Source organism: Mesorhizobium sp. WSM4833 (genome assembly GCF_055811095.1).
The window spans coordinates 91,157-112,738 of the sequence record NZ_JBVVQG010000006.1; the positions used below are offsets into that span (position 1 = coordinate 91,157).

At 63.2% G+C, this 21,582-nt stretch carries 12 protein-coding genes and 1 tRNA gene; 7 read left to right on the forward strand and 6 right to left on the reverse strand.

The annotated features are described in order from the left end of the window. The first annotated feature begins 13 nt into the window (after positions 1 to 13). From hutU to AC0L2D_RS13510, 5 genes are all read left to right on the forward strand, one after another. The gene (gene hutU / locus AC0L2D_RS13490) at positions 14 to 1,684 is read left to right on the forward strand and encodes a urocanate hydratase (protein WP_013532300.1); all 1,671 of its coding nucleotides are present in this window, start codon (positions 14 to 16) and stop codon (positions 1,682 to 1,684) included. An 85-nt stretch (positions 1,685 to 1,769) separates the two neighbouring features. Continuing rightward, positions 1,770 to 2,357, forward strand: a complete 588-nt coding sequence (locus AC0L2D_RS13495) for a HutD/Ves family protein (protein WP_013532299.1) — start codon at positions 1,770 to 1,772, stop codon at positions 2,355 to 2,357. Positions 2,358 to 2,623: 266 nt separating this feature from the next. Continuing rightward, on the forward strand, positions 2,624 to 11,206 hold the full coding sequence (locus AC0L2D_RS13500; RefSeq protein ID WP_473541315.1) for a glycoside hydrolase family 94 protein: 8,583 nt from the start codon (positions 2,624 to 2,626) through the stop codon (positions 11,204 to 11,206). Between the two features lie 510 nt (positions 11,207 to 11,716). Then, positions 11,717 to 13,498, forward strand: a complete 1,782-nt coding sequence (locus AC0L2D_RS13505; RefSeq protein WP_013532297.1) for a glucan ABC transporter ATP-binding protein/ permease — start codon at positions 11,717 to 11,719, stop codon at positions 13,496 to 13,498. Between the two features lie 107 nt (positions 13,499 to 13,605). Next, positions 13,606 to 14,382, forward strand: coding sequence for a heme ABC transporter permease (locus tag AC0L2D_RS13510; RefSeq protein WP_473541317.1), 777 nt, complete (start codon positions 13,606 to 13,608; stop codon positions 14,380 to 14,382). Positions 14,383 to 14,403: 21 nt separating this feature from the next. Here the strand turns inward: AC0L2D_RS13510 and AC0L2D_RS13515 are convergent, their stop codons facing one another. Further along, a complete protein-coding gene (locus tag AC0L2D_RS13515) occupies positions 14,404 to 15,462 on the reverse strand; it encodes a D-TA family PLP-dependent enzyme (RefSeq protein ID WP_473541445.1) in 1,059 nt (352 codons plus the stop codon). A gap of 191 nt (positions 15,463 to 15,653) precedes the next feature. On the opposite strand from AC0L2D_RS13515, the gene AC0L2D_RS13520 reads away from it, so the two are divergent. Then, positions 15,654 to 16,385, forward strand: a complete 732-nt coding sequence (locus tag AC0L2D_RS13520; RefSeq protein ID WP_473541319.1) for a D-lyxose/D-mannose family sugar isomerase — start codon at positions 15,654 to 15,656, stop codon at positions 16,383 to 16,385. A gap of 40 nt (positions 16,386 to 16,425) precedes the next feature. On the opposite strand, the gene AC0L2D_RS13525 is transcribed toward AC0L2D_RS13520, so the two are convergent. After that, a complete protein-coding gene (locus AC0L2D_RS13525; RefSeq protein WP_013532293.1) occupies positions 16,426 to 17,430 on the reverse strand; it encodes a L,D-transpeptidase family protein in 1,005 nt (334 codons plus the stop codon). Between the two features lie 290 nt (positions 17,431 to 17,720). On the opposite strand from AC0L2D_RS13525, the gene AC0L2D_RS13530 reads away from it, so the two are divergent. Beyond that, on the forward strand, positions 17,721 to 17,939 hold the full coding sequence (locus AC0L2D_RS13530) for a hypothetical protein (protein ID WP_013532292.1): 219 nt from the start codon (positions 17,721 to 17,723) through the stop codon (positions 17,937 to 17,939). 202 nt (positions 17,940 to 18,141) lie between these two features. Here AC0L2D_RS13530 and AC0L2D_RS13535 read toward each other — a convergent pair whose 3' ends face one another. The 4 genes from AC0L2D_RS13535 to AC0L2D_RS13550 all read right to left on the reverse strand — a co-directional run bounded on the left by AC0L2D_RS13535 (position 18,142) and on the right by AC0L2D_RS13550 (position 21,434). Beyond that, a complete protein-coding gene (locus AC0L2D_RS13535) occupies positions 18,142 to 19,821 on the reverse strand; it encodes a tetratricopeptide repeat protein (protein WP_473541321.1) in 1,680 nt (559 codons plus the stop codon). Between the two features lie 136 nt (positions 19,822 to 19,957). Then, positions 19,958 to 20,590, reverse strand: coding sequence for a hypothetical protein (locus tag AC0L2D_RS13540; RefSeq protein WP_473541323.1), 633 nt, complete (start codon positions 20,588 to 20,590; stop codon positions 19,958 to 19,960). 262 nt (positions 20,591 to 20,852) lie between these two features. Next, positions 20,853 to 21,209: a hypothetical protein gene (locus tag AC0L2D_RS13545; protein ID WP_024505762.1), complete on the reverse strand. Its 357-nt coding sequence runs from the start codon at positions 21,207 to 21,209 to the stop codon at positions 20,853 to 20,855. 151 nt (positions 21,210 to 21,360) lie between these two features. Continuing rightward, positions 21,361 to 21,434, reverse strand: a tRNA-Gln gene (locus tag AC0L2D_RS13550). Between the last annotated feature and the right edge of the window lie 148 nt (positions 21,435 to 21,582).

Consider the following 21,582-nt stretch of genomic DNA (forward strand, 5'->3'; position numbering starts at 1 on the left):
ATGGAGTGACGCCATGAACAATCCTCGCCACAACATCCGCGAAGTCCGCAGCCCGCGCGGCACCGAAATCAGCGCGCGCTCCTGGCTGACGGAAGCGCCGCTGCGCATGCTGATGAACAATCTCGACCCGGATGTTGCTGAAAATCCCAACGAACTGGTCGTCTATGGCGGCATCGGCCGGGCGGCGCGCACCTGGAACGATTTCGACCGCATCGTCGCCTCCTTGAGGACGCTGGCCGATGACGAGACTTTGCTGGTCCAGTCGGGCAAGCCGGTCGGCGTCTTCCGCACCCATCCGGACGCCCCGCGTGTGCTGATCGCCAACTCCAATTTGGTGCCGCACTGGGCGAATTGGGAAAAGTTCAACGAGCTCGATAAGAAGGGCCTGATGATGTACGGCCAGATGACGGCCGGCTCGTGGATCTACATCGGCACGCAAGGCATCGTGCAGGGCACCTACGAGACCTTCGTCGAGGCCGGCCGCCAGCACTACGGCGGCAATCTCAAGGGAAAATGGATCCTGACCGGCGGGCTCGGTGGCATGGGTGGTGCCCAGCCGCTCGCCGCCGTCATGGCCGGCGCCTGCTGCCTCGCCATCGAATGCAACCCGGACTCGATCGATTTTCGCCTGCGCACCCGTTACGTCGACGAGCGCGCCGAGACGCTCGATGAGGCGCTGGAAAAGATCGAACGCTGGACCAAGGCCGGCGAGGCGAAGTCGGTCGGCCTGCTTGGCAATACGGCCGAGATCGTCCCGGAGATGTTCAGACGTGGCATTCGCCCCGATATGGTCACTGACCAGACCTCGGCGCATGATCCCATCAATGGCTATCTGCCGAAGGGCTGGACGATGGCCGAGTGGCGCGAGAAGCGCGTCAGCGACCCCAAGGCGGTCGAGAAGGCGGCCCGCGCTTCCATGCGCGAACATGTCGAGGCGATGGTGGCGTTCTGGAACGCCGGCGTGCCGACGCTCGACTATGGCAACAACATCCGCCAGGTGGCCAAGGAGGAGGGGTTCGAGAACGCCTTTGCCTTCCCCGGCTTCGTGCCGGCCTATATCCGTCCGCTGTTCTGCCGCGGCATAGGCCCCTTCCGCTGGGCGGCTCTGTCGGGCGATCCGGAAGATATCTACAAGACCGACGCCAAGGTGCGCGAACTGACGCCCGGCAACACCCACCTGCACAACTGGTTGGACATGGCGCGCGAGCGCATCGCCTTCCAGGGTCTGCCGGCGCGCATCTGCTGGGTCGGCCTTGGCGACCGCCACAGGCTCGGCCTTGCCTTCAATGAAATGGTGGCCAAGGGTGAGCTGAAGGCGCCTGTCGTCATCGGTCGCGATCACCTCGATTCCGGCTCGGTTGCTTCGCCGAACCGCGAAACGGAATCGATGAAGGACGGCTCGGACGCGGTATCCGACTGGCCACTGCTCAACGCGCTGCTCAACACGGCGTCGGGCGCCACCTGGGTGTCGCTGCACCATGGCGGCGGCGTCGGCATGGGTTTTTCGCAGCACGCCGGCATGGTCATCGTCGCCGACGGCACGCGCGAAGCCGCCAGGCGCCTGGAGCGGGTGTTGTGGAACGACCCGGCGACCGGTGTCATGCGCCACGCCGATGCCGGCTACGAAATCGCCGTCGAATGCGCCAAGGAGCACCAGCTCAACCTGCCCGGCATTCTCGGGTGAGAAACGTCCGGCCGCAGGCAGGCGAAAAGCCGCGGAATCGGCTTTTCGAGTTTCGAACGCCCGTAGCCATAGCGGAGGGCTAGGTATGCGCATCCTGCGGGCAGCCGAATACCGGTCGATGCCGTGGAAGAACGGTGGCGGCGTGACGACGGAAATCGCCGTCTCGCCGCCCGGTGCCGGGCTAAACGATTTCGACTGGCGCGTGTCGATGGCGCGTGTCGAATCGAGCGGTCCGTTCTCGCAATTCGCCGGCATCGATCGCACTCTTGCCGTGCTCGAAGGCGAGGGCATCGTCCTCGAGATTGCCGGCTACCCGCCGAGATCTATAAACAGGACGACCGCCCTGTTTTCTTTCCCGGCCGACGTGCAGACCTCGGCCGCGCTGATCGGCGGACCGATCACCGATCTCAATGTCATGACCCGCCGAAGCCGGATGACGCATTCGGTCGAACGCCTGGTGATTTCGGCCCCCGTGGAAATCCGGACTGAAGCCGGCACAACGCTCATCCTGTGCTTGGACGGCGACATCAGTGTGCCCGCCGCTGAACCGGTTCGCCTCGGGCCGCTTGACACTCTGCTGTCCGGGCCGGTCAGCACCGGCCTGCTTGTCCAACCCGCCCATGAGGCAACGCTGTACGTGATCCGGATCCGCGCCATCGCCGGCAACGATTAACGCTTGTTTCCAAACATGATCGCGGTACCGGCGAAATATAGCGTAAGCTGCTGGCGGCATCACGAAAAAGCCTGAATCCTCTCCGCCGATCTGGCTGGCGGGAAGTGGGGTGCTTGTCTTTGAGTTTTGCTGAGAGACGACGCCCTGTCGTGGTGCGGAAACAAACTTTCGGCAAGTGGGGTTTATGCAACCAATTGCATTTGAACCGGTTTTAGGGCCATTGCCGTGGCGGTGACGCCGCTCAGTGCCCGCTTACGGAATTTTCAATGAATATTCAGACGAATCCTGCCCAAATCGAGAAGACAAGCGCGAGCTTCCCGGCCATCACCGAAGAGCCGATCCGCTCCAATTACCTGCCCGAAGAGCGCCTTCGGCTGCTCGGTGAAAGCCTGGCGAAATGCGACCTCACAGATCTGTTCGGGCTGACGCCCTTCGATTTTCAGGCCCGTATCCGCGACAGCGCCAAGAAGATTTTGGAAGTCTACCGGTCGACCAATGCGGCGCAGGCGAGGGGCGAGACGATCACGCCGGCGGCACAATGGCTGCTCGATAACAATTACCTGGTCGAAGAGACCATTTTCCAGGTCAAGCGCGACCTGCCGCGCCGCTTCTATCGCCAGTTGCCGACCCTGAAGCTGCCTGACGGCGGCAGCGTGCCGCGCGCGCTGGCGCTGGCCTGGACCTATGTCGCACATTCGGACAGTTCCGTTTCGGCGACGATGTTCAAGTCCATCGTCCAGGGTTTTCAGTCGGTCGAGCCGCTGAAGATCGGCGAACTCTGGGCGCTGCCTTCGCTGTTGCGCTTCGTGCTGATCGAAAATCTGCGCCGGCTGGCGGTCAGGGTCAATCGAACCCGTCAGATGCGTCAGATCGCCAACGATGTGGCCGACAAGGTCCTGGCCACCGACGACAGCGCCGACCGGCAGTCGATCCTGTCCAATTTCAGCGCCCACGCACAGGACACCACCTTCGCCACCCAGCTGCTCTATCGCCTGCGCGATGGCTCGCAGAATGCCGGCAAGGCTCTGGAATGGCTGGAAGGCGAGCTCGAAAAGACCGGCTCCGATGCCGAGGAAATCATCATTTCCGAACATCACACGTTGTCCAGCGGCAATGTGACGACGGGCAACATCATTCGCGGCCTGCGCCTCATCAACGACGTCGATTGGACCGTGTGGTTCGAAGGCGTCAGCCGCATCGACACCGTGCTGCGCGAGCGCACCGATTTCGCCGCGCTCGACTTCTTCTCGCGCGACCAGTACCGGACCGCGATCGAGGAATTGGCGCGCCGCTCGAACCTTTCGGAATATCGCGTCGCCGAGAAGGCCATCGAGCTGGCCGGCCACGCCGCCAGCGATGGCGACGGCGACGTCGTTTTAACCGGGTCCGCCCACACCGATGTCGGCTTCTTTCTCGTCGGCCCACGCCGGCTCGAGCTGGAGAAGGCGATCGGCTATCGACCCACCATCAGCCAGACAGTCAAGCGTGCCTTCCGCAAGACCGGCTGGCTCGGCATCGTCGTACCGGTGTTTGCGCTGACGGCGCTGCTTCTCGTCCTCTCAGGCAACGCGCTTGCCAATCTCGGCCTGTCGGTGCCCTCGATCGTCCTCATGCTGGCGCTTTTTGCCGTGCCGGCCAGCGAGGGCGCGCTCGCCTTCTTCAACACGGTCGTTTCGCTGTTCCTGAAACCGACGCGCCTCGTCGGCTACGATTACCGGCACGGCGTGCCGCCCGAGGCGCGCACGCTGGTGGTGGTGCCGTCGCTGATCGGCTCGCGCGACGATGTCGAGGAAAACATCCGCAATATCGAGGTGCATCATCTCGCCAACACGGCCGATGAAATCCATTTCGCGCTGCTGTCGGACTGGCCGGACTCGAAGACCGAGATCGATGCTGCCGACACCGAAATCCTCGAATTCGCGCGTGCCGAGATCGCTCGCCTCAACGCACGCTATCCCTCCGAAGGCGCGCCGCGCTTCTATATCCTGCACCGGCGCCGGCTCTTCAATGCGGCGCAAGGGTCGTGGATGGGCTGGGAGCGCAAGCGCGGCAAGCTGCATGAACTCGACCTTCTGCTGCGCGGCGACAGCGACACCACGTTCCTGCCGCTCGACGTGCCGCTGCCGGAGAACGTCGTCCACGTGATGACGCTCGATGCCGACACGCGCACCACCCGTGACGCGGTCGCCACCCTCGTAGGCAAGCTCTGCCACCCGCTCAACCGGCCGCATTTCGATGCCAGCAAGCGCGTCGTCACCGCCGGCTACGCGATCCTGCAGCCGCGCATCACCGCGTCGCTGACATCAGGCGACGATGCGTCGTTCTTCCAGCGGGTGTTCTCGGCCAATCGCGGCCTCGACCCTTATGTCTTTGCCGTGTCCGATCTCTATCAGGACGTTTTCGGCGACGGGTCCTTCACCGGCAAGGGCCTCTATCACGTCGACGCCTTCGAGGCCGCCCTGCAGGGCCGCATCGAGGAAAACACCATCCTCAGCCACGATCTGCTGGAAGGCGCGCTGGCGCGCTCGGCGCTGGTCACCGACGTCGAACTGGTCGAGGACTATCCGACCCGCTACTCGGTCGACGCCTCGCGCCACCATCGCTGGGCACGCGGCGACTGGCAGTTGCTCGGCTTCATGCTCGATCCGCGCTCCGGCGTGCCGGCGCTGTCGCGCTGGAAGATGATCGACAATCTGCGCCGCTCGCTGACGCCGATCTTCTGGGTGATGGCGGCGATTGCCGGCTGGACGCTGCTGCCCTTCACACAGGCCGCGCAATGGCAGGCCCTGCTGATCCTCAGCCTGTTCATGGCGCCGACATTCGACATCGTCAACGCCATCCTGCCCAAGAGCGGCGACCAGACGCCACGCGGCCATTTCTCGGCCCTGGCACGCGACGTCGCCTTCGGCACCGCCATGGTGGCGCTGAAGATCGTCCTGATGGCGCACAACGCCTGGATGATGGGCGATGCCATCGTGCGCACGCTCTATCGGTTGTTCGTCAGCCGCCAGAACCTTTTGGAATGGCGCACCGCCTCGCAGGCGCACAAGGCGGGCGACAACGATGTCGGTTCGTATTACGGCATGATGTATGGCGCCGTAATCATCGGCTTCGTCGGCCTTGCCATTCCGGTACTGGCCGATTCGACCGGCGCCTTCGTTGCCTTCTTCTTCGCGCTGTTCTGGATTGGCTCGCCCGCCATCGCCAGCTGGATCAGCCGTTCGGCTGAAACCGAGGATCGCTTGCGCATATCGCAGGCCGATATCCATACGTTGCGCACGGTGGCGCGGCGCACATGGCATTATTTCGAAAGCTTCGTGACGGCAGAGCATCACCATCTGCCGCCCGACAATTTCCAGGAAAGCCCGGCACCGGTGGTGGCGCCTCGTACTTCGCCCACCAATATCGGCGTCTACCTGCTGTCCGTCGTTTCCGCCCGCGACTTCGGCTGGATCAGCCTGTCCGACGCCATCACCCGCATCGACGCCACCATGGCCACGATCGAGGGCATGCCGCGTGAGCGCGGTCACCTCTTCAACTGGTACGACACCACGACGCTGAAGCCGCTCTATCCGCTTTACATCTCGGCAGTCGACAGCGGCAATCTGGCCGGCCATCTGGTGGCGGTGGCGGCCGCCTGCGCCGAATGGGCGGAGGCGCCCTCCGTCCACCTCCAGGGCGATTTCGAAGGCATTCTGGACACGGTCACCATCCTCAGCGAAAGCCTCGATGATCTGCCCGACGACCGCCGTCAGCTGCGCCCGCTGCGCCAGCGCCTCGCCGACCGTCTCGACGGCATGCGGCGCGCTGTCGACACCATCAAGGCGCAGCCCGAAATGGCGTCGATCCGCACCATCAACCTGGCTGTGCTGGCAGGCGAGATCCGCAAATTGGCCACCGCCATCCATACCGAGGCGGTGTCGCCCCAGAGCGACGTCATCGTCGACTGGGCGGCAAGGCTGGAAGCCACCTGCGAAGCGCACGTCCATGACGCGCACAGCGACGACAATGCCGTCGAGGCGCTGCGTGCCAAGCTGCTCACCTTACGCGAGCGCACCCGCCGCTATGCCTTCGAGATGGATTTCTCCTTCCTGATGCGGCCGGAGCGCAAGCTGCTGTCGATCGGCTACCGGGTCGAGGAACACCAGCTCGACGAAAGCTGCTACGACCTTCTGGCTTCCGAAGCACGGCTGACCAGCCTGTTCGCCATCGCCAAGGGCGATCTGCCGACCGAGCACTGGTTCAGGCTTGGCCGGCCGATCGTCGAAATCGGTTTCCAGGGCGCGCTGATGTCCTGGTCCGGCTCGATGTTCGAATATCTGATGCCGCCGCTGGTCATGAAGGAGCCGCAGGGCTCAATCCTCAACCAGACCAGCAAGCTGATCATCAAGCGCCAGATCCAGTATGGCCGCCAGAAGAACGTGCCGTGGGGCATTTCGGAGGCCGCCTACAATGCCCGCGACCGCGAACTGACCTACCAATATACCAATTTCGGCGTTCCAGGCCTCGGGCTGAAGCGCGGTCTTGGCCAGAACACGGTGATCGCGCCTTACGCCACCATACTGGCGGCCCAGTTCAATCCGCGTGAAGCCGTGCTGAATCTCGCCCGATTGCGGGAGATCGGGGCGCTCGGCCGCCACGGCTACTACGATGCCGTCGACTTCACGCCACAGCGCGTGCCGGAAGGCACGGACCATGTCGTCGTCCAGAATTATATGGCCCACCATTCGGGCATGTCGATCGCGGCGGTTGCCGACGCCATCTTCGAAGGTCGCATGCGCGACCGCTTCCACAGCGATCCGGTCATCGAATCGGCCGAACTCTTGCTGCAGGAGAGGGCGCCGCGCGACATCCCGACCGCGACCGTCAGGACCGAGGCCGACGAACGCTCCAAGGACGAGACCGAAGTCGACAGCCCCGACACCCGCATCGTGCTCAATCCGCTGCAGTCGCTGCGGTCGACCAACGTCATGTCGAACGGCCGCTATTCGGTGATGGTCAGCGCGACCGGCTCGGGCTACAGCCGCTGGGGCGATCTCTCCGTCACCCGCTGGCAGCCGGATCCGACCGAGGACCGGCTCGGCTCCTACATCTTCCTGCGTGACGCCGGCACCGGCGACTGGTGGTCGGCTACAGCCGAACCGAAGCGAGCCGCCGAGGAAAAGGCGCAGACCTTGTTCTCCGACGACAAGGCGAGCTTCGTCAAATCGGTGGGCACGTTGCGCTCCGAGGTCGAATGTATCGTCATCTCGGAAGGCAATGGCGAGGGCCGTCGGGTCACGCTCTACAATGACGGTCCGTCCGACCGTCACATCGAAGTGACCTCCTTTGCCGAGCTGGTGCTCGGCCTGGAGGCGTCCGACAACGCGCATCCGGCCTTCTCGAAGATGTTCGTGGAAACCGAAATCTCTGCGAACAACGCGGCGATCTTCGCCACGCGGCGCAAGCGCGAGACCAGCGAGCCCGATATCGCCATGGTGCATTTCGTCACCGATCCGTCCGGATCGGCGCGCGACGCCGAGGCCGAGACCGACAGGCGCGCCTTCATCGGCCGTGGCCGCACCATCGTCGACGCAGCCGCTTTCGACCCGGGCGCCAGGCTGGGCGGCCACTCAGGCTCTACGCTCGATCCCGTCGCCTCGCTGCGCCGCCAGGTGCGCGTGCCGGCCAACAAGAAGATATCGCTGACCTTCTGGACGGTTGTCGGCGCCGGCCGTGCCGAACTGGACGAAGCCATCGCCCGCCTCGACCATCCGGAGAGCTTTGCCCGCCAGGCCATGCTTGCCTGGACGCGGAGCCAGGTGCAGACCCGCCACATGGGCCTCAGCCTGACCGATGCCGCCAATGTGCAGAAGCTGGCGCGCTATCTGATCTATCCGGATCCGTTCCTGCGTCTTCCCGCCGAATCCATCGCCTCGGGGCTGGGCAAGCAGTCGAGCCTGTGGCCGACAAGCATTTCCGGCGATTTCCCGATCTTCCTGGTCAGGATCGGCGATGTCGCCGATCTCGAAATCGTCGCTCAGGCGCTGCGGTTCCAGGAATATATGCGCACCCGCGGCATGATGATCGACTTCGTCGTCGTCAACGAGCAGGCGTCCTCCTATGTCCAGGACCTGCAGCGGGCGGTCGAGACGCTGTGCGAAAACAGCCGTCTGCGCGGCAAGGAGCTCGGGCCGCGCCAGCACATTTTCGCGGTGCGCCGCGATCTTATGGACGAGACCACCTACAAGACGCTGCTCGCCGTCGCCCGCGTCGTCCTGCACACGCGCAACGGCACCATCTTCGACCAGATCGAGCGCGCCGAGGCGGCGGCCCTGCAGGCGCGGGATGCTCTGGCAACGTTGCCGATTCCGCGTGAATTGCCGTCGCCGACACCCACGACGCATACTCCTGCCTCGCAGGCGGTGGCCAATGTCAGCGCCGATGGCAGCGGACTCAGCCAATGGAACGGCTTTGGCGGTTTCGACGGCGACGGACGGCACTATGTCGTGCGCCTGGCCGGGCGGCGCACGACGCCGCAGCCGTGGATCAACGTCGTCTCCAACGCCTCGTTCGGGTTCCACACCTCCGCCGAGGGCGCAGCCTTCACCTGGAGCCGAAACAGCCGCGACTACCAATTGACGCCGTGGTCGAATGATCCGGTCTCGAACCGCCCGGGCGAGGGCCTCTATATCTACGATCAGGCCAGCGGCAAGGCATTCTCGCCGCTCGCCGCCATGGTGCGCGATCCCTCGATGACCTACGAGGCCTGGCACGGCCAGGGTTTCTCGACCTTCCGCTCGAAGCGCGGACCGTTGTCGATGGACCTTACCCATGTCGTCGATCCGGTCGATTCCCTGAAAATCTCGCGGCTGCGCATCCAGAATTCCGGCTCGGTGCCGGCGCGGCTGCGTGTCTATGCCTATGCCGAATGGGTGCTCGGCGGGCATCGGTCGCGCACTGCGGCAACCATCGTCCCGTCGCGGGATGCCGCCAGTGGGGCGCTGCTCGCACAAAACCCCTACGGGCTGGATTTCGGCGAGCGGGTTGCGTTCCTGGCGGCCGACGGCGGCGTCCATTCGGTGACGACAGACCGATCGGAGTTCCTGGGCCGGCATGGCTCCAGCGAGCTACCGCAGGCGGTGCTGAGCGGTGCGGCGCTGTCTGGCCGTGTCGAGGCCGGCGACGATCCGTGCGCGGCGATTGCCCGCGACGTCGAGATCCCGGCAGGCGGCGACGTGACGCTGCTCTGGCTGCTCGGCGACGCCGAGTCGGTCGAGGAGGCGAGCGCGCTGGTGCAGGAGCATCGGGCCAAGGACTTCGACCAGCGATTGGCCGACAATGAGCGCGAATGGCGCGGCTTCCTCGACACCATCCAGGTCGAGACGCCCGACAAGGCGCTCGACGCCATGGTCAACCACTGGCTTCCCTATCAAAGCCTGGCCTGCCGCATCCGCGCCCGCTCGGCCTTTTATCAGGCCAGCGGCGCCTTCGGCTTCCGCGACCAGTTGCAGGATACGCTGGCGCTGCTGGCACATGACCCGCAGCTGGCGCGCGACCAGATCCTCAACGCGGCGCGGCGGCAGTTCCCCGAAGGCGACGTGCAGCACTGGTGGCTGCCGCGCACGGGTGCTGGCGTACGCACGTTGATCTCCGACGACGTGGTCTGGCTTGCCCACGCTACGGCGCGCTATTTGCTGGTCACTGGCGATGCCTCCATCCTCAAGGAGCAATTGGCCTTCATCGATGGACAGCCGCTGGGCGAGGGCGAGCACGATGCCTTCTTCACCCCGGAAATCTCGAAGAAGACAGCGACGCTCTACGACCATTGCGCGCGTGCGCTCGATCTCGCCATCAAGCGCAGCAGCCCCGCGGGCCTGCCGCTGATCCTCGGCGGCGACTGGAACGACGGCATGAACCGCGTCGGCGAGCACGGCAAGGGCGAGAGCGTCTGGCTCGGCTGGTTCCTGCTGAAGACGCTGGGCGATTTCGCCCCCGTCGCCAAGACCGAGGGTGATGCCAAGCGAGCACAGGCCTGGGCAAAGCATGCCGATGTTCTGAAGCGGGCGCTTGAGAGCACCGCATGGGACGGCGAATGGTACCGGCGCGGCAGTTTCGACGACGGCACGCCTTTGGGGTCTCGCAACTCGCAGGAGTGCAAGATCGACTCGATCGCCCAGTCCTGGAGTGTGCTTTCGGGAGAGGGCGACCCGGCACGGTCGACCACCGCCATGGAGCAAGCAACGAAGCTGCTCGTCGACGACAAGCTGAAGATCGTCAAGCTGTTCACGCCGCCATTCTCGAAGACGGAAAAGGACCCCGGTTACATCAAGAGCTATCCGCCTGGCGTGCGCGAGAATGGCGGCCAGTACACCCACGCCGCCACATGGTTCGTCATCGCGCTTGCCGAGATGGGGCAGGTCGACGAGGCCTATCGTTGTTTCTCGATGCTGAATCCCGTCAACCACGCGACCGACGAGGCCACGGCCGAGCACTATCGAGTGGAGCCCTATGTCGTGGCGGCCGACATCTATGCCGGGGACGACAATGCCGGCAACGGCAAGGGCGGCCGTGGCGGCTGGACCTGGTACACCGGCTCTGCCGGCTGGCTCTACAGGGCTGCAGTCGAAGGCATTCTGGGCATCGAACGGCGCGGCAAGCGTGTCCAGTTCAAGCCGAAGCTGCCAAGCCACTGGGATGGGTACTCGGCAAATCTCAAAATGCTGGGGGCGGAACTCAAGGTTCGCGTCATCCGCGACAATAAGGCCAAGGCCGTGTCGCTGGAGGTGAATGGGGCAAAGACCAAGGCTTCGGCAGTCGAGCTGAAGGACGGCGAAGTTGCCGAGGTTGTCGTCAGGATCCCGGCCTGAGGCCTGTTGCCCAAAAAGCATGCGCTCGGGGCGGGGTTCCGGGCCGCGACTTTTGTCACCACGGCGGATGAGAGGCCCCATCCCGCCTGGCGTTGCCGTCTGCCGTTGACGGGCATCTCGCCGAGAGGTCTATGAAATCAAAGGCTTGAGGCGTCCCATAGGAGTAGCCGCGAGCGGTGAGGGTTTGGCCACCCTTCGCCTGGAAGGGCATCCTGCAGCTTTGTTTTGCTTTATACTTCGCGAAAGGCGATTTCGGCCTCAGTCATCCGCCCGACATTGTTGCTGATTAAAATTATGGCAGCACGTGCCAACTGCCATGATTTCGCCGCATGCCTGACATTTTACCTGTCTTCTCAAACCGTTAGGTGATCACGGCAGATTTCGGAACGTCGCCATCTTTTGTTCGCTCTAAGGGAACTGAAGGGGTACACGGCCATTGTTTTGCGACGTATCAACCGGTACGAATAAAATGATGCAGTGCACAATAAACAGCGTGGCGGAGTAACTGGGGTGACCCTTCTGCAAATCTACTGGCGAGCTCTCGGTTATCTGGCCGCGGACAGGAAACGCGTTGCGTTGATCTGTTCGGCCAACGTGGCTCTCGCCATCGTAGCGCTTCTCGAGCCGATTATGTTCGGTCGCGTCATCGGCGCCATCTCCGAGCGCGGCTCTGTCTTCACCACGCTGGTCATGTGGGCCGGTCTCGGCGCCTTCAACATCGTTGCCTTCGTCATGGTGGCGCGCGGCGCTGACCGTTTCGCCCATGCTCGGCGCAGCGAAGTGCTTTGCGAGTCGTTCGAGCGCGTGATCACCATGCCGCTCGCCTGGCACCATCAGCACGGCACCTCCAATGCGCTGCACACGATGCTGCGCGCCGTCGAAACCCTGTTCAGCCTTTGGCTCGAATTCATGCGCCAGCATCTGTCCACGGCTGTCGCCCTCGTGCTGCTGGTCCCGACCGCGATCAGCATGGACCTGCGCATGTCGCTGGTGCTGCTTGGCCTCGGGCTGCTCTATGTCGGCATCGGCCGGATGGTCATGCGCCGCACCAAGGCGGGCCAGGCCGCGGTCGAGCGCCACTACCACAAGGTGTTCGCGCATGTGACCGACTCGGTCAGCAACGTTGCGGTGCTGCAGAGCTACAATCGGCTCGGCCACGAGGCCGATACGCTGCGCCGCTACGTCAAGAACCTGCTCGACGCGCAGAACCCTGTGCTCGACTGGTGGGCGCTGGCCAATGCCTTGCACCGTCTGTCATCGGCAATCTCGATGCTGATCGTGTTGTCGATCGGCTCCTATCTCGTGACTCATGGTCAGTTGGGTGTCGGCGACGTCATTGCCTTCACCGGTTTTGCCACGATGCTGATCGCTCGCCTCGACCAGATGTCGGCTTTCGCCAACCAGATTTCCGAGGCCCGTGCCAAGCTCGAGGATTTCTACCATCTCGAGGACTCCGCGGCTGATTCCGCCGAGCCGGACGGCTTGCGCGATCTTTCCAACGTCACCGGCCATGTGCGCTTCGAGAATGTCGGCTTTGAATTCGCCAATTCCGGCCAAGGCATCGACGACGTGTCCTTCGAGGTGCAGGCGGGCCAGACCGTCGCCATCGTGGGCCCGACGGGTGCCGGCAAGACCACGCTCATCAACCTGCTGCAGCGTGTCTTCTCGCCGTCCCATGGCCGTATACTGATCGACGGCATCGACACCCGCACCGTGACCCGCAAGTCGGTGCGCCATTCGATCGCCACCGTGTTCCAGGATGCCGGCCTGCTCAACCGCTCGATCGAGGACAACATTCGTGTCGGCCGCGCCGATGCAAGCAATGACGAGATCCATGCCGCTGCCAATGCGGCTGCCGCACAGGACTTCATCCTGTCCAAGAGCAATGGCTACGACACGGTGGTTGGCGAACGTGGCGGCCAGCTGTCGGGCGGCGAACGTCAGCGCATCGCCATTGCCCGTGCCGTGCTGAAGGACGCACCGATCCTGGTGCTCGACGAGGCGACCAGCGCGCTCGACGTCGAGACCGAGGACCGCGTCAAGGAAGCGATCGACGAACTGCGCCGCGACCGCACCACCTTCATCATCGCCCACCGCCTGACCACCGTTCGCGACGCCGATCTGGTCGTGTTCATGGACAAGGGCAGGGTGGTCGAGATGGGCGGCTTCACCGAGCTGTCGCTGCGCAATGGCCGCTTTGCCAGCCTGCTGCGCGCTGGCGGCCTGCTCAACGACGAGGAGGTCCGCCGCCTCAGCCGCACCGTGCTGCAACAGCAGGAAGCGGCCGCCTGATCAGGCACGTCTCTGCCTTCTCCCACAGGGGAGAAGGCAGAGCGCTGCAGCCCTGCGACACCACCGCTCGATTGCCCCGAACGCCGCGGCGGTTTATGTAGAACCGCATGAGCGACACGACTTCACGCCTGACAAGCTGGATGGATCTCGCCAACCCGACGCGCTTCGTCGGGTTGGCGGACAAGGTCGTGCCGTGGCTGGCCACGATCGCCGCACTGATCCTCGCCGTCGGGCTCTATATGAGCTTCGCCGCGCCTGAGGATTTCCAGCAAGGCATCACCGTTCGCATCATGTACATCCACGTGCCTTTCGCCTGGCTGGCCATGATGTGCTACACGCTGATGGCGATCTCGGCGCTGGGCACGCTCGTCTGGCGGCATCCGCTGGCCGATGTCGCGCTGAAATCCGCAGCCCCCATCGGCGCCGTCTTCACCGCGCTGGCGCTGATCACCGGTTCGATCTGGGGCAAGCCGATGTGGGGCACCTGGTGGGTCTGGGATGCGCGGCTGACTTCGGTCTTCGTGCTGTTCCTGATGTATCTCGGCATCATCGCGCTGACCCGTGCGCTCGACGATGCCAGCCGCGCCGCCTGGGCCGCCGCCATCATCACGCTGGTCGGCTTCATCAACATCCCGATCATCAAGTTCTCGGTCGACTGGTGGAACACGCTGCATCAGCCGGCCTCGGTGTTCCGCATGGGCGGCTCCACCATCGACCCCAGCCTGCTGTGGCCGCTGCTGGTCATGGCGCTCGGCTTCACCGTGCTGTTCTTCGCGCTGCACCTGATGGCGATGCGCACCGAAATCCGCCGTCGCCGGGTGATTGCCATGCGCAGGGTCGCGGCACGGCAGGCGGAGCGCTCTCCCCCTTCTCCCCTTGTGTGAGAAGGCAAGACGCTTCTTAGTTCACCCCATCCTTCCGCGCGCCGCCACCGGCAGCGTTTCCAGCACTTTGTCGCCGTCGACCAGGTTGACCTCGTTGAACAAGTTTGTGACGACGCAGCAATGGTCGGGCACGACACGCACGCGCTCGCCGATGCGCAATTTGCCGTCACCCGAAAGCGTGACGGTGCCGTGCTCCTCGCTCAGGCCCGTCACCCGCGCTCCCGGCACGCCGAGCAACTCGCCGAAATCGGCGAGACCCAGCGTGTCGCTGGACAGCGCCTTGCTGCCGGCATCGAGGATAGCGCGCGTCGCGGTGGGATGGCTGACCACCGTCGACAGCACCGTCAGCGCGCAATCGTCGAGCGTGCCGACGCCTTTGGCGACCTGATAGCGGTCGAGATAGATGTAGGTGCCTGGACGATACTCCGTGACAACAGATGTATCGCTGGAGCGCCACATATCCGGCGTGCCGCCGCTGGAGATGCGTTCGCAGGCGAGGCCCGATGCGGCCAGCGCCTGCTTGGCGTCGGCGAGCCAGGCTTCGGCCTCCGCTGCCTTCCCGGCGGCCGGGTAGGTCATCAGTCCTCCGAAGGCGAGGCCACCGGCTCTGTCGATCTGTCTTGCCAGCGCAACCGCTTCATCGGCCGACTGCACGCCGCAGCGTCCCATGCCGGTGTCGCATTCGACCAGCACCGGTAGACGATGACCGGCATCGGTGAAGGTGGTTGCCAGCCCTTCGAGCGTCTCCATGCTGTCCGCTGTCACCGACAGGGTGACGCGCCCGTGCAGCGCGAGAAGCCGCTCCAGCTTGGCGCGCCCAAGGATGTTGTAGGGAAGAAAAATATCGGCCAGCCCGGCATCGGCCATCACCTCGGCCTCGCCGATCTTCTGGCAGGTGATGCCGACGGCGCCGGCCGCCACCTGCTTCTTCGCCCAATAGGGCAATTTGTGCGTCTTGATATGCGGCCTGAGCTTCAGCCCGTTCTTGTCGGCATGCGCCTGGGCGCGGGCAATATTGGCTTCGGCGCGCGCGGCGTCGATGAGAATCGACGGCGTATCGAGGTCGTGGACGGTCGGCATCATCTTTCACCCCATGAGGAATCCGCGGGTTTTATGGCCCTGAAAATCCGCGATGTCACGCGGCCAGCGAAGCGGATCTGTGGTCCATGCGCCTAAGTGCAAGGCCGGGCAGGGCGGCGAGATGGATCGACACCGCATCGACGTTCGGCTATGCGATTTGCCAGACAAATCGATACGAAGGGATCATGATCATGAAGCGCTCCGCCATCAACGACATCATCCGCGAAGCCGACGCTTTCATCCGCTCGTTCGGCTACATCATGCCGCCCTTCGCCTATTGGTCGCCGCAGGAGGCGAAGGCGCGCCAGGTCGACTCGTCGGCGGTGTTCACCTCGCGGCTCGGCTGGGACATCACCGATTACGGGCAAGAGAAATTCAGGGAACTCGGCCTGTTCCTGTTCACCGTTCGCAACGGCCGCTACGAGGACATGAAGAAGGGCATGGGCATGCTCTATGCCGAGAAGATCATGATCTCGCGCAAGGATCAGCTGTCGCCGATGCATCGCCACAACATCAAGGCCGAGGACATCATCAACCGTGGCGGCGGCAAGCTGGTGCTGGAACTGTTTATGCATGACCGCGACGGCGGCATCGATCCCAAGGCCGAGGTTTCGGTGCCTGTCGACGGAACCATCCACAGGCTGCCTGCGGGCGGGCTCCTGAAGCTCGACCCGGGCCAGAGCGTCACGCTGCTGCCCGGCGTCTGGCATGCCTTTTGGGCCGAGGGCAAGGATGTGCTGATCGGCGAGGTCTCGACCGTCAACGACGATCTCACCGACAATGTGTTTCGCGAACCGATCGGCCGTTTTTCCAACATCGACGAAGACGTTGCCCCGATCCATCTGCTGGTGTCCGACTACGAGAAGTGGCTGGGTAAGGGGCCGCTCCACGCCCTCGGCGACGCCAGTCACACGACCGTGTGACTAGTCACACGGTCGAAAGTGGGTAGGCCGTAGCGCCTACCTACTGCGATCCTTGTTCGACCGATCCTGCCGCTTCGTCCTTGAAGACGACCTTTGTGCCTTTTTGCACTTCGGAGGCGAGGTCTTCGGCATCCCAGTTGGTCAGCCTGATGCAACCATGCGAGAAGGTCTTTCCGATCTTGCCTGGGTCCGGAGTCCCGTGAATGCCGTAGCTATCGATGGACAAGTCGATCCAGACCGATCCCACCGGATTGTTTGGCCCGGCAGCGATCGTGAAGGGGCGCTTGCTCCTCACTCCCTTGAAGGCAAACTCGGGATCGTAATGATAGGTTGGGTGGTGCACCACGCGTTTGACCTCCGCCTGGCCACTCGGCGCGGGCTTCTCCTGGCTTCCGATCGAGGCGGGGTACGTCGCAAGCACTTTGCCGGAAGGGTCAAGCACCCGAACCTGGCGAGCGCTCTTGTCGACCTCGACGCTCGCGATGTCTTGCGGCGGATCACCTCGGGTGACAGCTGGCACGAGCAGCTTTTGCCCCGCCTTCCTGAAGCCGATGCCGGGATTGAGCCGTTCAAGCAGTTGCTCGCTGATGTGGAAGCGCTCCGCCATCTTTTCCAGGGCATTGTGGTAGGCCAGCCTGGGCAGGCGGGCCATCCTCTCCATGCGCGCCGGAATTCGCCTGGTGAACGGCCCATGCACATCCTTGCGTGTCAAATCATAGGTCTCAATCGCGGGGCGCGAGGAGGTCGCGACCAGCTTGTCCCATGTCTCGCGGGTGAGCTTGCCGTCGGCAGGCAATCCGTTGGCCGCTTGGAACGCACTGACTGCCCGGGTGAAGTTCTCCGCCTGGCGGCCATCGATCAGGCCTGGCGAGAAGCGTGCACGATCCAGGAGGATTTGCGCCTTCAGCACGGTCGCACTGACGCCTTTCGCTTCGCTGCCGTCAAATTGGGCGTTGTTGACGGCGGCCGCGTCCAGTTTTGCCGCCGCCGTTGCATCGCATGCGATGACGAGCATGGCGACCGCGACAAGAACGAGCCTGATCATGGAGGTCACACTCCCGTATGGGCACCTGCTTCTATGACGTCGCACGGCCGATCTGGTTCCATTTCCTGCAGTTGCGTCCGACTGCCGAGTGCCGTGCGCGCAGTGAACCCGGACTAGGAGCACCCGGCGGTGGCGCGGGTGCATTGTTGATAAGGGTCCGCCATCATCAAGATGAATGGCGACTCCCGTCAGCGCATGTGTTGGCTTCAGAACCGCAGAGACCGGAGCGACAACGGGCCAACGCCCGATTGAGTCCGTCTCCACAGGCTCGGTGACCGAGGAGAGCCAGGATGCAATTTCCTGCCCAGAAGAACAAAGGACCGGCTCAACCAGCCGAGGATGAGCGCCAGGCACGGCTTGAGAAAACAGCCAGGCTCAAGCAGCTTCGCTCCTATGCTTCCTGGCTTTCGTCTGACCCAAACGCCCAACTTCACGATGAGATAGACTGCTCCGTGCTGATCGAAGGCGTGGGACGACGCAGCATGGAGCCTTGGCTGATCGGCAGGTGACATACCCGGGCGGCGAGGTTTCCACCGCCAACGATGATCTGGCCGACAATTTGTTTGGCTAAAGCAGTTCGCCGTTTCACGGAGACGGCGACCCGCTCTAACTCCTTGTTTTGACGCAATTCCGGACGGAAAACCGTTTCACACTTTTACTGGAATTGCTCTAGCCGATCGGCCGCAACAGTGGCGACAGGCAGACTCCGCGTCAGTGACAGCAGCCTTGCTGCGCGCTCGTCCTGCACAGGCAGGACGAGGTGATCGGCACATCCGCCTTGGCCAGCGCCGCTGCAAGGCTTGTCTGCAATGTCGGCAATTCATCGGTCTCGCCGCGCCGTTTCAGGCATTCCACCAGCCCGTGCAATGCCCAGACATTGTTCGGATGCTGGGCACAGCGCTGCACCTTGCCGCTCAGGCCCAGATCGTCGCGATAGACCTGTTCTGCTTCCTGCGCGTGACCCTGGTCGAGAAGCAGCGCCGCCATCGCATGGCGCGGCGGGTGCATCCAGGCCCACGGCTCGGTGTAGGACAGATTGTCGTCAAGCTCGACCGCCTGCCGCAAATGGCCATACGCCTCCTCATGCCGGCCCTGGTGGTACGCCAGCTCGCCGTCGAGCAGGGCGGCACCGACAGCCAGCGAAGCTTGCGCCGGGTTGCTGAGGAAGCGCCGCTCGGGCGCAATGCCTTTCAGATGCCGATGGAACTCTTCGCGCTCACGTTCAGCCTCAGCGAAATGCTTGAGCGTCGCATGCGCCACACCCTTGGCGTAGCGCTGCATGGCCGCCGTCAGCACATAGAGGCCCGGCTCCTCGGTGACCGGTTCGTCGATGATCTCCTGCCAGCGGCCGAAGCGCACCTGCACATGCGATTTCATCGCATGGTAGCCTTCCACCGTCTGCGTGAGCTTGGGCCGGCCCTGGATGGCGACCACGTCGCGCGCGACCAGGCTGCGCACCCTGTCGGCCGCCCACAGTGCAGGCTGGTACTGGCCCGACAACATGCAGGTGAACATCATCAGATGCAGATCGTGGCAGCAGCCGAGCAAATAATAGGTCGGCTCGTCGGCATAGGCGAGATAGAGGTCATTGGCGCGCACCGCCTTTTCGCTGGCGCGCTTTGCCTTTTCATACTCGCCGCACAGCACATAGATGTGCCCCGGCATGTGGTTCATGTGCCCGGCATCGGGGCACATTTCGCCGAGCAGATCCGCTGACCGCATGCCGCGCTCCGGCATCGTGGACATTTCCAGGAGATGGATGTGCAGGTGGACGATCGCCGGATGTTGTGCTGCGCCGGCCTCATCGGCAAGCCGGATCGACCGCTCGCAGACGTCGAGCGCCTCGACGACATCGGAATTCGGCGCCGGCGCGCCGGTCTTGAGGTTCCACAGCCGCCGCACCGTGCGCATCATCAGTGCTTCGACCAGCAGGGCCATCACATCATGGTCATCGGGAAAGTCCCGATACACAAGCCGCATCGCGGCGGCATAGGCGTCATCCCAACGTTCGAATTCGTCCAGGCTCACCCGGTGTGGCTTCTGGAAGCGGGCGGCCAGCGCCTCGATCAGCCGCTTCTCGATCTTACTGGCGGCAGCCGCATTGGCCCGCGCCAGCTGGACATGCTCGAAGCAGCGCTTGGTCGCGCTGTCGGCTTCGGCCTCGCCATGCTCCTTCCAGGTCAGATTGTAGAAAGGTCCAGCGGCATAGGCGATGCCCCAGTGAACCATCGCGCAGTGAGGATCCGTCTCCAGCGCCTTCTCAAAACACTTGATGCCTTCCTCATGGTTGAAGCCGTAGCACCAGTTAAGGCCAATATCGAACCAACGCTGGGTTTCTGTCGAGCGAGTGGAGATGGGGCGGCGGTAGGTGCCGAGGTCGAAGCGGTCCATGTCGTCTCATTTCAATTCTGATTGCCAGCGAGCCAGCTCTGGTCAGACTCCTTCGCCATCAATGTGTGCCGAAACTGGCAGGCATGGCAAACGCAACGAGTGCCATCGCTGCTTGCATTGGAGACTATCGCCGCCCTTAGCCGGTCTCTTCGGGCACCGTTTCGTTTTGCCAGCCGGCTAGCTCAGGCAGGTCGTCAAGCCAGCTTTTCTCCGTCACCAAGGCATCGCCGGCCTGCGGAGCAGCCTCGGTGGCGTTTTGAATGAGCCAGTCCATCCACTTCCGATAAGCAGCCGGGGTCAACTCGGGCGGCAGCACCTTGGCCTTGGCCAGCATGCGTTTGCGGAAACTCACCTGCCTGCGGAGTTTCGTCGTCGTGAATTTGATGGTCTTGCCCTGATATTCGACCGTCCAGCGCCCGTCGCCGTGGCTGGCGAGCCTGTCGATGGCGAAGCCGCTATCCACCGGCCTATCCCGCCAAGGAAGCTCGACGGCATTCTTCCTCAGATCGACTGCCCATCGCCTGTAGTTGGTCCCGGCACGCTGGGGCGGCAGCACCCCTGTCTGTTCGAGCATTTTCCTGCGGAAGGTCGGCTGCTTCTTAAGCTGGCCTGTCGTCAGCTCGATGCGATGCCCGCGGAATTCGACGTGCCAGCGGATCCTGCCATTGCCGAAATACTTGACCAGCCTGTCGATGACGAATTCGTCGTCGGAGAGCGTCACGCAGCCTTGGCTGATGCGTTCGAGAATGAATCGGCTGTCACTGACCATTACGCGTTTGCTCCATGCTCCTCGATGTAGCAGAGGCCGGGTGCCGGGAGTGGAGCGCGACCGGAATCGGCCTCGGCTTCATCGAAGGAAATCACGCAGCCGAGGCGGCCTACAGGAAGGCAGGGTAAGTGACGACACGGCGCGCGATGCGGCGAACGCCGGAATAAATATGCCGGCTCGTCGGATCGACTGGTGTTGCGGCGGTGTCTTGAATTTCACGCTTGGCGCGTTCGACGGGTCGCTGGTACAGCACTCCACTCGCTTAATCTGGTGCCATCTGGCAATTGGGGCCAATCCATTTATTTGCCGAAGTATCGAGTTCATTGTCCATGTCGGAGGCGCTGCATACAGGATACCGATCATCACCGCGCCGAGCCATACTTAAGGACTTATACCGGCGAAGGAGTGCATCGTGATCTTGGGGCTGTTGGCCTTGTCGCTGCGACGAAAGCTTCATCATGCAATTGGCAAAAGCATCCGTGCCTTGTTTAAAACCAAAGCCGGTACACTGCGCCTTGTCTTCCGCAGTCTGGGTTTGACTGGCATTCCCCTTGTCTGTCGTGCAGCCAACCAAGAAAGTAACGAACATCAGAAATCCGATGAAGACCAAAGCGCGCATTCCGTTCTTCCTTCGATAATTTCGATCCTTTGACGATCCTATAAATGTCACCCCGCCGCAACCCACCATAGCTGGAATCCCGTCAGGTGGTCGCCAGGGAGCATTTCACGATGATGAGCGTTGGTGATTGTTTTGATCGAGAGAAGAGGAGTGGCTGGGGAACCTGGATTCGAACCAGGACTAACGGAGTCAGAGTCCGTGGGTCTACCGTTAACCTATTCCCCAGCAGGCACGATCTTGAATATCACGACAAACGTGAAAACCGTGCGGGCCGAGCGGGCAAGCCGCTGTGAGCGCTGCCTTGTAGCCGCCAGCGGAAAATAGTCAAGCCTGCTCTGTGCTTCAATGGCACGTTTCGACAGGACGCCACACT